Origin of the sequence: Paenibacillus alvei DSM 29 (assembly GCF_000293805.1) — a bacterium.
Classification (GTDB): domain Bacteria; phylum Bacillota; class Bacilli; order Paenibacillales; family Paenibacillaceae; genus Paenibacillus_B; species Paenibacillus_B alvei.
In genome coordinates this window covers 20,189-34,052 of record NZ_AMBZ01000004.1, presented here as the reverse complement: position 1 = coordinate 34,052, position 13,864 = coordinate 20,189, and the positions used below count along the sequence as shown (strand labels likewise).

At 47.0% G+C, this 13,864-nt stretch carries 13 protein-coding genes; 4 read left to right on the top strand and 9 right to left on the bottom strand.

Annotated features, from left to right (window positions below; translation table 11 throughout):
* Positions 1 to 51 precede the first annotated feature (51 nt).
* The 8 genes from PAV_RS13845 to PAV_RS13810 form a co-directional block, all read right to left on the bottom strand.
* Entirely contained in the window at positions 52 to 789 is a 738-nt protein-coding gene (locus PAV_RS13845; RefSeq protein WP_005547186.1) for a class I SAM-dependent methyltransferase, read from the bottom strand.
* Between the two features lie 236 nt (positions 790 to 1,025).
* Entirely contained in the window at positions 1,026 to 2,162 is a 1,137-nt protein-coding gene (locus PAV_RS13840) for a glycosyl hydrolase family 8 (protein ID WP_005547185.1), read from the bottom strand.
* A gap of 661 nt (positions 2,163 to 2,823) precedes the next feature.
* The gene (locus PAV_RS13835; protein ID WP_005547184.1) at positions 2,824 to 3,873 is read right to left on the bottom strand and encodes a Gfo/Idh/MocA family protein; all 1,050 of its coding nucleotides are present in this window, start codon (positions 3,871 to 3,873) and stop codon (positions 2,824 to 2,826) included.
* Positions 3,874 to 3,912: 39 nt separating this feature from the next.
* A complete protein-coding gene (locus PAV_RS13830) occupies positions 3,913 to 4,632 on the bottom strand; it encodes a ThuA domain-containing protein (protein ID WP_005547183.1) in 720 nt (239 codons plus the stop codon).
* Between the two features lie 154 nt (positions 4,633 to 4,786).
* Positions 4,787 to 5,755, bottom strand: a complete 969-nt coding sequence (locus tag PAV_RS13825; RefSeq protein WP_005547182.1) for a sugar phosphate isomerase/epimerase family protein — start codon at positions 5,753 to 5,755, stop codon at positions 4,787 to 4,789.
* 248 nt (positions 5,756 to 6,003) lie between these two features.
* Positions 6,004 to 7,158 carry an IS4 family transposase gene (locus PAV_RS13820; RefSeq protein ID WP_005543483.1) on the bottom strand — a complete coding sequence of 385 codons (1,155 nt, stop codon included), beginning with the start codon at positions 7,156 to 7,158 and terminating at the stop codon, positions 6,004 to 6,006.
* Between the two features lie 131 nt (positions 7,159 to 7,289).
* The gene (locus PAV_RS13815; RefSeq protein ID WP_005547181.1) at positions 7,290 to 8,387 is read right to left on the bottom strand and encodes a Gfo/Idh/MocA family protein; all 1,098 of its coding nucleotides are present in this window, start codon (positions 8,385 to 8,387) and stop codon (positions 7,290 to 7,292) included.
* Positions 8,388 to 8,480: 93 nt separating this feature from the next.
* Positions 8,481 to 9,248 carry a sugar phosphate isomerase/epimerase family protein gene (locus PAV_RS13810; protein ID WP_157266896.1) on the bottom strand — a complete coding sequence of 256 codons (768 nt, stop codon included), beginning with the start codon at positions 9,246 to 9,248 and terminating at the stop codon, positions 8,481 to 8,483.
* 205 nt (positions 9,249 to 9,453) lie between these two features.
* On the opposite strand from PAV_RS13810, the gene PAV_RS13805 reads away from it, so the two are divergent.
* The 4 genes from PAV_RS13805 (at position 9,454) to nagA (ending at position 13,244) form a co-directional block, all read left to right on the top strand.
* Positions 9,454 to 10,323: an AraC family transcriptional regulator gene (locus PAV_RS13805; protein ID WP_005547179.1), complete on the top strand. Its 870-nt coding sequence runs from the start codon at positions 9,454 to 9,456 to the stop codon at positions 10,321 to 10,323.
* A gap of 155 nt (positions 10,324 to 10,478) precedes the next feature.
* Positions 10,479 to 11,336, top strand: coding sequence for a MurR/RpiR family transcriptional regulator (locus PAV_RS13800; RefSeq protein ID WP_005547178.1), 858 nt, complete (start codon positions 10,479 to 10,481; stop codon positions 11,334 to 11,336).
* Between the two features lie 8 nt (positions 11,337 to 11,344).
* Positions 11,345 to 12,073: a glucosamine-6-phosphate deaminase gene (gene nagB, locus PAV_RS13795; protein WP_005547177.1), complete on the top strand. Its 729-nt coding sequence runs from the start codon at positions 11,345 to 11,347 to the stop codon at positions 12,071 to 12,073.
* A complete protein-coding gene (gene nagA / locus PAV_RS13790) occupies positions 12,066 to 13,244 on the top strand; it encodes an N-acetylglucosamine-6-phosphate deacetylase (RefSeq protein ID WP_005547176.1) in 1,179 nt (392 codons plus the stop codon). The genes nagB and nagA overlap by 8 nt, the downstream gene beginning before the upstream one ends.
* A 276-nt stretch (positions 13,245 to 13,520) precedes the next feature.
* Here the strand turns inward: nagA and PAV_RS13785 are convergent, their stop codons facing one another.
* A complete protein-coding gene (locus PAV_RS13785) occupies positions 13,521 to 13,745 on the bottom strand; it encodes a helix-turn-helix domain-containing protein (protein ID WP_005547175.1) in 225 nt (74 codons plus the stop codon).
* Positions 13,746 to 13,864: the final 119 nt, after the last annotated feature.

Below are 13,864 nucleotides of genomic sequence, written 5' to 3'. Positions count from 1 at the left end.
TATTTTCCCATCTTATCATCAACAGTGCTAGCATACCAACATCTCAATATCTCATTCCGGACGGGATCCAACCATAATCATTCGGGAGGAAGTAAACTCATCATATAACGACCCGTCATACCCGCCATATACCCTATCCATATGCAGCCCAGCCTGTTCAATCATCGAATGAAAATCCGCCAATTCATACAAACGAACAATTTCTTCATAATGGCGCCGTTCCCCTGTAGACTCGTCTGTTAGTGTAATCTCCTTCTTCACGAACCCATCCTCAATGAACCGGCGCTCTTGAATGGTTACCTCTTCATCCCTACGCTCCGATTCTGGAACCAGATGCTGTGATACATAGCTTGGATTTAGGAAATCAATAATAAATCGTCCGCCTGGGCGAAGCACCCGATTAATTTCATGGAATACCTTTCCATTGTCTTTGTCCACTTGAAAATACCCAAATGAAGTAAATAAATTCACGACGGCATCAAACGGCCCGCTAACTGGGAGCTCCCGCATATCCCCGGATAAGAAGGTTACTGCATGCATCTCATCTTGCTTAATCGCTTCCTTCAAAAGAACCTCAGATAAATCCACTCCTGTCACCTTGTACCCTACTTCCGCAAGCGCAAGAGAATGTCTGCCCATCCCACAGCATAAATCCAGTACCCTCGCTGCAGGAGAAAGCTCCAGCCATTCCATCATCTGATGCACTTCCTTAGCTGCACCCTGAAAATCACGATGCTTATATACAACCAAATAGTCACGACCGAAGCTTCGCTCGTACCATTCTTTCATAACCATTCACCTCAATTTAAGTCTTCACTCCATTGTATCGAGTTGGGTTCGAAATGCAAAGATTCTTGCCTCATCCCTGCTGCAGGGTTTACACATATGATGGAAAAGGACTGCCCGACAGATAAGTAATTATCAGCGCTAGGCAGCCCCTTCCTATTAATTGCAAAGGCAAAAAAATTCTTATTCCCTATTCGTTCGATTCCCTATTACTTCCCTTTTCCTTGCACACTTTCGTTCTACTTCCCGGCAGGATTGATTTCAGTGAGCAGTACTTGGAGCTGATCAAACGAATAAGCGCTGTTGTCCTTCTCTTCCACAAAGCCACCGTAATTAGGGGATGAAGGGTGCTGTACAGCAAATGCATACATCCTGTGCTTCAATTGCTCAGCAAGCTCATGCTCATCCTTGTACTGAAGGAGTCTAACCGCAAGCGCATAGACCGATGGGGATTCGAATTCTTCTCGAACACTTCCATCCTCCGCATACACACTCGGAATCTTCCCTTTGTTTCTGCTCCACTCCTGTTTCAGAAATTGAATAGTTGCACTGACATCCTCGCCCTCTTCCGCCAAATAAAGCGCGGTATATAAGGAATCAATCATATTAATTTTCCCTGTTGAGGAAAAACCTGTAGAAGGATTCCAATTGGCCCTAAACAACCCATTGCCCAAAGAGGAATCCTTCATCAGATTCAAACTGTTCATTCGAACCGTCTCCCACTTCTTATCAAACGCAGCAAGCATCCCCATCGTATGGATATCCATATAAGACATTGTTACACAAGCCGAGCGGGATTTGAATTTCCAATCATAGTGATCGAACATGTAATCCTTGCTCACATTGCCATCAAGCAATGCCTTGCTGATCCCCTTCGCGATCCGTCTCGCCTCTTCAATTCCCCATTCCCGATCCGCTTCAAGCAATGCACGTGCAATGCGCAAATCATCGACTGCTGCATTCACCGCCGTCGGATCGTGCCGAGGGGAATACCGCCAACGGATATAGCCCTTGTCGGCTAATAGACGCCGCTGCAAAAAGGAAAACTGATTATCAAACAAATTGCGGTTGTTGATTTGTACCGCATGCAGCAGCATCAAGCCTGTTGATTCAGACAGCATCTGATGATTGGCCGCCTGATGCTCCGATTCGGGCAGATCATCACGTAAATTCGTGAAGATGCCCCCTTCTCCGCTCATCATGTGCTTCGTGACAAACAGCATGAGCGGGGATTCCTGTCCCGTCAGCTGGAGCGGCACTGCTGAAACCTGATTCGTATCTGACATCCATATATGTGCACCCACCCAAATGACTACAGTGAGTAGAACGGCCCCTACTAGCTTCCAAATAGTCGACCGAATTCTATTCTTTTTCAATGGAGATGGCTCCTTCCAAGTGAAATTCCGTTATTTCCGTCTCCTCTGTATTTCTCTTCAAATAAGCTCCGTTGTCCCTATAAGCACAATGCCGGACACTGCCGCTTTAGCAAACCGCACCTAATTGAACTTGCAATGAAGCAAGCCATTGCGTTCACCTTGCTTTTCCTTGATCAGATTATACGAACATGTTCGGTTTAGCGCATTAATAGCCATTACCTAGTCCTCGAGACGCATTGCCGCTGTCTTCATAAGTGATCTTTCTTATGAATATGCGTTCACGAGCCATTCTGCGGCGCACGCAATCATCATGCAATGATCCCCGCTCAATGCGGTCAGTGTGTATTCATCCGTACAGAATGGTTCGCACTTTAAGGAGCTGCATCATTTCAATTCTTCAATCCTTTTCAGGATGCCATACTTCCCCCTCCAGTGTCCACCCTTCACGCGAGCCAATGAATATCATCTTCTGATCCTGCCTACTATGCAGCTTGGAACTCAGAAGTCTATTGTTCCATGATGCATTCTCCATTTCGATGATAAAGCTTAATGCTGCAGGCATCTCGCACTAGGATGTGCTCGCTGTACGCAAAAAAACCTGAATGGCGAGGAAGCATGAGGCTCCCTTGCCATTCAGGTTGCGTTAGTAAAATGAATGAAATTACAGTCTAATTTCTCGGCCAAGCTCCGCCGATTCATAAATCGCATTCAGGATGCGAATCATATCTACACCTTGTTCTGGAGTAAATATAGGCTTCGCTTTGCCTAAGATGACGTCAACAAAATGATCAACATTTTCCTTATGTCCCGCTCCGTCTGTGAAACCTTCCGGCTTCATATTCATATGCTTGCCTGCTGCGACAGTGAACATTTGAAGCTCATTGTCATGCAGACTAAAGCCCGCTTCTGTCCCGCGCAGCTCAAGGAACGATTGCTCCTTCTCAATATGAGAAGCCCAGCTTACCTCAAGCTGAAGCGTCGCTCCATTGTCAAACCGGATAAATCCAGTCGCCAAGTCTTCTACATCGAACGTATCCCGACTGGCAGCAGGCGCTGCCTTATCCATGAAATGGCGGTATGTTGCTCCTGATACAGATACAGGCTTCGGATTGCCCATCAACCAAATAGCCAAATCGATCATGTGCACACCCAAATCAATGAGCGGGCCTCCCCCGGATTTCGATTTGGTCGTGAACCAACCGCCTGCACCTGGGATGCCTGATCTGCGAATCCAACCGCAGCGTCCCGTATACAACTGACCCATCTGGCCTTCCTCAATATACTGCTTCAAAAATTGGGAACGAGAACGGAAGCGGTTATTGCGCATTACCATCAGCACTTTGCCTGATTTCTCGGCAGCCTGCTGCATGCGAAGCGCATCTTCCGGGTTTGTCGCATCCGGCTTCTCGCAAAATACATGCAGCCCTTTCTCTAAAGCAGCAATTGCAACAGGCGCATGCAAGTAATTCGGGGAGCAAATATCTATAATATCCAGTTCCTCGCGTTCAAGCATCTCCTGCCAATCCTCATAAATCCGAACCTGACCAATGTGATCGGCAACTTCGCAGGCAGATGGCTTGTGCGGATCGCACACAGCGACGATCTGGACATGTGGATTTGAGAGAAATGCGGGCATATGCGCCCCACGGAATATGTTCCCTGCCGAAACGACTCCGACGCGTAATGGTTGTGTAGAATCTATTGATGTCATGTTAAATACCCACTCTTTCTTTCCTAAATTGCGAAATGCTTAATTCAAAGGCTCTAACGGCTGTGCATTCCCATACTTCGGATAAGGACGCTCCGACGGCTTCGCCCATTTCACTGCATTTGCGATTACACGACGAATCTGCTCATTGTAGTAAGTTGGATATGTCTCGTGTCCTGGACGGAAATAGAACACTTTTCCCATACCGCGGTTATAACAGCATCCGCTGCGGAATACTTCCCCGCCTGTAAACCAGCTGACGAATACCAGTTCATCAGGCTCTGGAATATCGAAATGCTCTCCATACATTTCTTCGGCTTCTAGCTCAATATATTCCCCAATGCCTTCTGCAATCGGATGCCCAGGAGATACGACCCACAGCCGTTCTTTATCATTCGCCTCGCGCCATTTCAAATCACAGCCGGTGCCCATAAGCTTCTTGAAAATCTTCGAAAAATGTCCGGAATGGAGCACAATCAGTCCCATCCCGTGGAGCACGCGTTGATAGACGCGCTCAACAATCGCATTGTCCACCTCGTCGTGTGCCTTATGCCCCCACCAAATTAACACGTCGGTATCATTCAATACTTCCTCCGTTAAACCGTGCTCAGGCATATCGAGCGTTGCGTAGCGCACATGAAACTCCTGACCCAGTCCTTCGCCGATAGCTGTATGAATTCCTGTCGGATAAATGTCAGCTACCGTTTTGTTGTGTTGTTCATGTCTGTACTCATTCCAGATCGTTACGTTTTGTTTTGTCATCGCTGCATGCTCCTTTGTAGTCGAATCGTCCATTCGATTATATAAATCCATGAACAGACATTTGCTATTGTTCGTAAAGCAAAACGCATCTCCCTAACATCCCCTTATGGACGAGAACGAGGAAGATGCGATGCAAGTACACCTTATTTTTCGATTATACCCACCACATCTCGCCAAGCGGTTCCTTCATCAGAATTGGCTTCACATTCTCAACTGCCTTCGTGAAGCCCTCATCAACCGACATTAAGCCGTCTTCATGCTCAATACTGACAACATAGTCATAGCCTACAAGACGGAGAGCACTAATTATATCCGCCCATGTCTTCATATCATGACCATAACCGACCGTGCGGAACTGCCAAGCGCGATCCAACATCATCGTATAAGGCTGCATGTCTGTAATCCCGTGCTTATGCACGTTCACAGGATCAATTGTCGTATCCTTCGCATGGAAATGATGAATCGCATTTGACTGCCCTAATATGCGGATCGCTTGAACAGGATCGATGCCCTGCCACCACATATGGCTTGGGTCAAGGTTCGCTCCAATCGCTTCGCCTGCTGCCTCACGCAGACGGAGCATAGTGCCTGGAGAGTGAACCGAGAAGCCGCCATGCAGCTCAAGTCCGATTTTCAAGCCGCGTTCAGTTGCTAGCTTGCCAACCTCTGTCCAATAAGGAATGACCTTCTCATTCCATTGCCAGTCCAAAATTTCCTGATAGTCATTAGGCCATGGCGCTACCGGCCAGTTCGGGTATTTCGCGCCCTCATGGTCGCCTGGGCAGCCGGAGAAGCCGTTCACCACCGGCACATCCAGCTTGGCAGCCAAATCCAGCGTAGCGATGAAGTCGTCATGATATTGCTTTGCAATATCCTTCTGCGGATGCAGTGGATTGCCATGACAGCTCAATGCGCTAATCGTCAAACCACGGGAAGCAACTGCTTCCTTGAAAGCCTTGAGCTTCGCATCGCTAGCCAGCAGCTCATGCGGATTACAGTGCTTGTTGCCCGGATAACCGCCAGTACCGATCTCTACTGCCTCTACGCCTTTGGCCGCTACCGTATCAAGCGCCTCTTCCAAGGGCAATTGTCCGTACAATACTAAGAATACACCTAATTTCATAACCGTTCTTTGCCTCCTTCGGTTCTCAGTAAGCTCGCCTTCGTTGTCTTCTTACCGATTTAGTCAAAGTCAATAGCGTTGCATAAAAGAATCCCACTGCAAATATTAAAGGAAAGATATTGTTGCAGATAAAATAATTTACAGTTTTCTTGCTTTCATATAAGCCAAAAAGTTAAGGGTTCTATGAAAGCAAGTAGCCGCGCCCATTTGGTAATATCTATCATTTCAAGGAACTATTTTCCTGAATCTTAGGTCTTTACGACTTTCTGCCGACCTTTGGAAGTGCGAGCAGGCTTCCGAAAAACAGCTTCTCTGAACGTTTCCCAGGGCTGATACAGCATTGAGATAAGTAGTCGATGTAGATCTAATAAGCTCTTCGTTGTACCAAGCTCCATTTTCATCAAGAGCTGAAGGCTATATGCGATCAAACAAATGAGGATCTGATTCCATACCGCGTTCTCTTGCTCTCCATAGAAACGCGTCAGCTTCAGATGCTGTTTAACCCAACGGAAGAATGTTTCTATCTTCCAACGATTGCGATACAGCTCACTGATCTCTTCTGCTGTTAAATCAAAGCGATTGCTAATGATGCGGATCAGCTTACCCTTTAAATCGGTCGTTTCTACAAGTCGCAATGCCTCTTCCATCTGTTTCTTTCCTTTACCGATTCGAACCATTTGATCCCGATGGATCAAGGAGTTTTCGGCTACTGGAAATTCGGAGAGCGTCTCCACGACCGCGTTGTTCTTCAAACGAGTTACGAAAAAAATGCCTTCCCTGCAGTAATGATCATACTTCTTGTAATCGACATAGCCGCGATCGAACACATAGGTGGCTCCGGTTTCATCAATAAGAGCATCCATTTGAGTACGATCCGCAGGCTTCGCAGGTGTAAGCACTGCCTTTTCTGGATAAACCGTGTCCGGATCGCAAAAGGTTACTCGCAAATGAAGTTTGACACCGGATTTTGTTTTTCGGTACGTTGCCCATTTGTATTTACTTAAACATAGGCTCATCGTCGTGGAATCTAGCAATTTTACTGTGCCGATTCGCCCTGAAGCAGGACGGCTGTGCTCGCTGATTTTCAAGACCAGATCCGCAAATATGCTTTGCAAAACCTCACTGGAAAGCTTGTTGTTTTTCCTTGATAGCTGTGAGGTGCTTATGGACGTAATTCCAAGTTCTTTCTGGAACGCTTCGTTACACTGCAATTCAGTAACGATAGTTCGTAAACAGTCTCGCTGCTGCAGCTGTGCATCCATAAAGATCAAGAGATAGGCCAGTGAATGCAGCTTTTTAACGTACTTATCTTCGCCGGTTTTATCCGTCCAATCTGAAATGATTTGTGCATTTAGTGGTGCGACCCATTTACCAAATGATGAAAGTAGTGTATCCTTGTCCATGTACGATCTCCTATGATTAGGGATTTGGACAGGACTACCTGCTCCCCTAATTATGGAGATTTTTTCTTTGAATGGACGTCGATAATTTAACATTTTTAGTACAATTTAGAATTTGTAATTAGGTCTGAAATTTAATGCAACGCTATTGAGTCAAAGTAAATTGCTTTGCCGGTGCGGGAAGATTCGTAAATCGCTTCTAGAATCTCCGAAACCACGCAAGCTTGCTCAGGCGTAATAATTGGTGTCTTATCATTGTCAATCGCGTCGATCCACATGCGCATCTCTACATCTGGCGGGTTCTCAGAAGCACCCTCATAGAAATCAACGCCGCCAGCGTTCAGCTCGAATTTTTGTTCATACAACTGGCCATACTTTTCGCCATTAATAGACAGACCGTCATTCATGTCCGCTCCGCCTTCTGTACCGCAAAGTGTGCACTTCGCTTCAATACCGGAAGTCACGTTCAGCGCCCAGCTTGATTCCAAAATAATGGTCGCGCCGTTTTTCATCACGATCATACCAAATGCGGAATCTTCTACCGTGAATTTTTCTGGATCCCACGGCCCCCAAGCGTTTGCTGCATTCTCGCGGCTGCTCAGCTTATGGTAAGCTTTGCCGAGCACAATATGCGGCTCATAGTTGTCCATCATCCACAATGTCAGGTCGAGCGAGTGGGTACCGATGTCGATAAGCGGACCTCCGCCTTGCTTCTCTTCATCCAGGAATACGCCCCATGTGGGAACCGCACGGCGGCGGATGGCATGTGCTTTAGCAAAATAGATGTCGCCAAATGTGCCGTCTTCACACAATCTCTTCAAGTAGCGGCTGTCGCTGCGGAAACGGTTGTTATATCCGACAGTCAGCTTCTTCCCCGTCCGCTTTGCCACTTCAACCATACGGCGTGCATCTTCTGCCTTCTTCGCCATTGGCTTCTCGCACAGAACATGCTTGTCGCTCTCCAAGAAAGCGATCGTAATTTCAGCATGAGAGTCGTTCGGCGTACATACGTGCGCGATGTCGATGCTGTTATCTTTCAAAACTTCTTTATAATCCGTATATATTTTCGCATCTGCCGTGCCGTATTTCTCTTTGGCTTCTGCCGCGCGCTCTTCAATGATGTCGCAGAATGCTACCATTTCCACATTGTTCAGCTTCGCCAGACTTGGCATATGCTTGGCATTCGCAATGCCGCCGCATCCGATGATTGCAATTTTATAAACCTTGGACATGAATCCATTCCTCCCAGAAAAGTGAATTAAATTGATATAAGATAAAAAATTTATCGTTCTATTTGTAGAGGCACGCACCTCTTGAAGTTCGTGTTACAGCCCAAGATTGTCCTTAATCCATTCACGGCTGCCGCGCACGCTATCAAGCGGAGCGCGCTGACAATCATCCTGCTCGACAATCAGCCATTCCGTTCCTGCTGCACGTGCAGCCTGTGCTACAGCTACCAGGTCGAGTTCGCCTTGACCAAGCTCCATCGTCATTGGATTGCCATTGTCATCATACTTCAAATCCTTGTAGTGAATGAAAGGAACACGGCCTGAATACTGATTGATGATCTCGAGCGGGTTATATCCGCCATGCTTCACCCAGCATACGTCCAGCTCAGTGAACAGCTTGTCTCCGGGCAACTTGCCAAACAGCAAGTCAAATACGGTTTCATCCCCGATTTTCGCTTCGAATTCATACCCGTGATTGTGATAGCCCAGCTTCATCCCATGAACTGCAAGCCGTTCAGCGACAGCCTCAAGCTTGCTTACTGACTCATTCAATATGTCTTCATCGGCCTCATGCAGCTTCGGGATACCTGGACAAATGATGTTACGGTTGCCAATAGCAAGATTCATTTCAATCTGCTCATCCAAATGATCTGTCAATTGCTCGATGCTGACGTGCGAACCTGCTGCCTTCAAGTTCAACCGCTTCAGTTCGCTGGCCAATTGCTCTGGCGTCAATCCACCGTAACCTGCAAATTCCACTCCCTCATAGCCCATAGCTGCCACTTGCTCCAGCGTTCCGATAAAGTCTCTGCCCATATCGTCGCGCAAGGTATAAAGCTGCACTCCAATTTTCAATGGATCCACCTCATTTTGTGTATGAATCTTTATGAAAGATAATGATATCAAGTTGTTTTTTGAAAAGGTTTTCAATGAGCTGACTTCATTGTGCCACATTGCAAATTGGGTGTGAATGAAGGATATCCTTTTAACATGAACAATCTTGCTATCTTTGCTATACTCTTTGTAAAAGAAGCGAGGATTCTGAATTATAGGCACCGCGGAGGAAAATATGACTGAACCTGCTGTCAAACAAGAAGAATTTACAATTATGTACTCTGGACATGCCAGACACACCAAGCCATTCACGCTCGGCATACCGAAGCTGGAGCATTATCTCATTCGGATTCAGCTAGAGGGCAATGCCCATGTTTGGCTTGATGAAAGATATGTCGAATTCAAGCCTGGCGATATGCTAATGCTGGCTCCAGGCAGCCACTATGACTTGAAGATTGGTTATCGCCAGCCTGAAACTGGCGTTCCCCATAAAAAGGTTCATAGCCTGGACTATTATTTTATCTTAAATGGGCCTTGGATACAGGAATGGTGGAATCAGATGAAACCGCTCGGAAAGGCAGACATCGGAATCGATGATCGCCTCCTTTCCATTTGGCGGGAGATTATGCAGGAGCAGCGTTTGTACGGAAGCCACAACATGAACGATATTGTTAAACACCTAAGCTTCGCGTACTTCCGCATGCTGGAGCGAACACTGAATGAGCGGGCACATCCCTCCTATTTGAATCGAAATCGAACAGAGCAGGTCGCCCATCACATGAAGCATTATATTGAGATGAATGTAACCGAGCCGTTCACCCTGCAAAATGTTGCAGACCGTGTCCAGCTCAGCGTCTCGAGAGCCTCTCATATTTTCAAAGAAACGTTCCATCAATCCGTCATGGATTATGCCATTCAACTACGATTGACGATGGCATGCGAGCGGATTCTGCACGGATATATGCCGCTGGAGCAGATTGCTGAAATGTGCGGATTCCAGAGCTATTCGTACTTCCATCGTACCTTCAAAAATCGTCTCGGCATCGCCCCAAGCGATTTCCGAGAACAGCGTCAATTGGACAACCATGCCGAATCAGGCAAGTGATTGGGGCAAGAGTTGTGAGGAAATTGTGGTATTTTGCATAACTTCCTTGTGTTTCTGCTATAGATTGACTATGATGATATTGAAATTATTTTCATGATTATGAGATTTATCACTAAAATTATTTTCACCATATTGATGTAAGAGGATGATTGTTTTTGTCTAGCATATTGCACGCGATTCGGCAGCAGGTTCAGGATTTCCATCCGCAGGAGCGCAAAGTGGCGGACTATATTTTGCAATTTCCGGGTAATGTAGTGACGATGGGCATCACGGAGCTGGCTGAACAGTCCGGCACTTCACCCGCAACCGTCACTAGATTTTGCAAATCCCTTCATTTTCGGGGTTATCCGGATTTCAAAACGAAGCTGGCAGCCGATATGGCACAGCAATCCACTCCACTCTCCTATCAGGACATTATCGCAGGCAATCCGCTGCGCGATATTGTTACGGCCATCGAGTCCAATCATATTCGCTCGATATCCGACACGACGCGGCTGTTAGACATGATCACACTGGAACGTGCCATGCGCGCCTTCCAGGCGGCAAGACAGATCGATATGTACGGGATGGCGACATCCGGCATTGTAGCCTTGGATTTCTATCAGAAGCTGATTCGCGTAGGCAAGCGTGCAACCTGCTTCTCTGACCCGCATATGCAGATTACATCTGCCGCCAATTTGAATGAGCAGGATGTGGCGTTCGCCATTTCCTATTCCGGAGAAACACCAGAAACGATTGATGCCTTGCAATGCGCGAAGGAGCGCGGAGCGACGACTATCTCACTTACGAAGGTCGGCGCCTACCGCCTAGCATCCCTGGCCGATATTAATTTATCCGCCTCCTCCTTGGAGGAGGGCATGCGCCGAGGCGATATGGCTTCACGCATCGCACAGTTGCACATCATCGATATCTTGTTCGCCGGAATGGTTAGTGAGAAATTCGATGATCATATTCCGAAGCTTGAGCAGTCGTATCGCATGGTACGCAAGTACCGTAAAGATAAAGGGAGGTAAACCTACTAATGAACATCTTGACTTTCCAAACGAATGAAGAATTGAACCAAATTGGTGCAGGCATCATTGCAAGCCTGGTTCAAACGAAGCCAAACGCCGTTCTCGGCTTAGCTACAGGCAGTACGCCAATCGGCATCTACCAAGAGCTGATTCGCTTGAATGAGAAAAAGCATGTTAGCTTCAAAAATGTACGTTCCTTCAATTTGGATGAATATGTAGGCCTTCCTGAAGGTCATCCGGAATCATACATGTCGTTCATGAACAAGCAATTGTTCGACCATATTGATATCAACAAGGACAACACTCGTGTACCGAACGGAAATGCAGCTGACTTGGAGCAAGAGTGCAAGCAGTATGATGAGATGCTCGCTGACGCATCTATCGATCTTCAATTGCTCGGCCTCGGCCACAATGGCCACATCGGCTTTAACGAGCCAGGCCAAAACCTGCATGCAGGTACACATCTCGTACAATTGAAGGAAGAAACGCGACAAGCAAACAAACGATTCTTCAATTCTATTGATGAGGTTCCTACCCAAGCGGTAACCATGGGTGTAGGATCGATCCTGAAGGCGAAAATGATTATGCTCGTCGTTCGCGGTGCGGACAAGGCGGACATTGTACATCGTGCGCTTAAAGGCCCGGTTACGACTGAAGTACCGGCATCGCTCTTGCAAACTCATCCGAATGTAGTAGTTCTGCTTGATAAGGAGGCTGCACAACATTTCCATGGCTAATTCAACATTTACCTTAACCAATGCAAATGTCGTAACACCGAACGGCGTATTGTATGATGGAGTCGTTCGGGTAGAAGATGGTCTGATTTCCTTTATTGGAAAGTGGTCGGAATTGCCACAGCCCGAGCAAGATGCTTGGGGCAAGGAAAGTGTAGACGCTAAGGGCGGCTGGGTGCTCCCTGGCTTTATCGATTTGCATATTCACGGAGGCTTCGGCGCAGACTTCATGGATGCTAACGCTGAATCCTATAATAAGATTACGAAGTTCCATATGGAGCATGGTACAACGGCTATGCTTGCTACTTCCATGACGCAATCTCATGAAGCATTGGATCAGGTTATGGCAGCCGTTGATGCTTATATGAAGCAAGGTATGAAATACACTCAACTGGCAGGCGTTCACTTGGAAGGCCCGTTCGTGAATCCGAAGTACAAGGGAGCGCAGAACGAAATCTACATGATCGACCCTCAAATTGATTGGTTCGAGGATTGGCATGCACGCTTCCCTGGATTAATGAAGCAGGTCAGCCTTGCTCCTGAGCGCGCCAACGCCACAGAAGCCATTCGCTGGCTGCGCGCTCACAACGTAAATGCTGCAGCCGCGCATACGGCCGCAACGTACGACCAAGTAACAGCCGCAGCAAATGCAGGCTTGAATCAAGCGGTTCATACCTTTAACGCCATGACGCCGATTCATCACCGCGATCCAGGTGTAGCAGGCGCTGTGCTGACAGATGACCGGATTACAGCTGAGATCATTTCTGATGGCATTCACGTGCATCCGGCTTGTATCAAAATGCTAAGTCGTACGAAGACTTCCGGCAAGCTTGTAATGATTACAGATGCTATGTCTGCAGCAGGTATGCCAGATGGCCAGTATGACCTGGGCGGCCTCGCGGTAACGATGAAAGAAGGCGTATGCCGCCTGACTGAGGGCGGTTCGCTCGCCGGCAGTACGCTTACGATGATTCAAGCTGTCAAAAATATGATTCAATTCACAGGACTTCCGCTGCATGAAGTATCGCGTCTTGCAAGCTTGAATCCTGCGAAGCAAATCGGAATCGACAGCTTTACCGGCAGCATCGAAGTTGGCAAACAAGCTGACTTAGTATGGACAGATGCTGATTTGAATATCGAACGCGTATGGGTGAAGGGCAGCACTCATATGTAAGTTATTTTTAGAAAACAAGCCTATAGGAAAAAAAGATGGCTTCCCGATCGATGCGCATCATCGTACTTCGGGAAGCCATTTGTTGATTGCAGGGCATGACCATCGGAACAAAAAATAAAGCGTATGGGCCACGATGCTCGTTCTACTGCAGCATGGATATACGCTCGAATCTATCCGAGTCTGTCATTCGGACCTACTCTCAGAGAACCTTTCTTCCCACATCAAGCGATATGTTCCAGAAGGCTGAATTGTCAGGGCGATGGGCTTAGCTTATTGTTAGATTTTTAACTCCCCAAGCTTGATTAGCTCGACAACCGCTTGCGAACGACCTTTTACGTTCAATTTCTGCATCACATTCGAAATATGATTTCGAACGGTCTTCTCACTGATGAATAACTGCTGCGCAATGTCACGGGTCGTTTTGTCCTGAACTAATAATTCAAAAACTTCGCGCTCACGATTAGTCAGTAGAAACTTATTTTTGTGATCGCTACCCTTCAAGTGTCACCCCTCCTTGCCCGAGTTTTTGTAATTTAACAAGGTTAAGGGATACAGTCAAATTTATACTATGAAGGGTCATTACACTTGGTGCGGTACTGCTCAAAAATGGGCTTACTTAT

What these genes read in the sequence shown, in the direction of transcription:
- nagB (WP_005547177.1), top strand. Translation starts at nt 11,345, where the DNA reads ATGAACATCTTGACTTTCCAAACGAATGAAGAATTGAACCAAATTGGT.
- PAV_RS13845 (WP_005547186.1), bottom strand. Translation starts at nt 789, where the DNA reads ATGAAAGAATGGTACGAGCGAAGCTTCGGTCGTGACTATTTGGTTGTA.
- PAV_RS13825 (WP_005547182.1), bottom strand. Translation starts at nt 5,755, where the DNA reads ATGAAATTAGGTGTATTCTTAGTATTGTACGGACAATTGCCCTTGGAA.
- nagA (WP_005547176.1), top strand. Translation starts at nt 12,066, where the DNA reads ATGGCTAATTCAACATTTACCTTAACCAATGCAAATGTCGTAACACCG.
- PAV_RS13830 (WP_005547183.1), bottom strand. Translation starts at nt 4,632, where the DNA reads ATGACAAAACAAAACGTAACGATCTGGAATGAGTACAGACATGAACAA.
- PAV_RS13815 (WP_005547181.1), bottom strand. Translation starts at nt 8,387, where the DNA reads ATGTCCAAGGTTTATAAAATTGCAATCATCGGATGCGGCGGCATTGCG.
- PAV_RS13805 (WP_005547179.1), top strand. Translation starts at nt 9,454, where the DNA reads ATGACTGAACCTGCTGTCAAACAAGAAGAATTTACAATTATGTACTCT.
- PAV_RS13835 (WP_005547184.1), bottom strand. Translation starts at nt 3,873, where the DNA reads ATGACATCAATAGATTCTACACAACCATTACGCGTCGGAGTCGTTTCG.
- PAV_RS13820 (WP_005543483.1), bottom strand. Translation starts at nt 7,158, where the DNA reads ATGGACAAGGATACACTACTTTCATCATTTGGTAAATGGGTCGCACCA.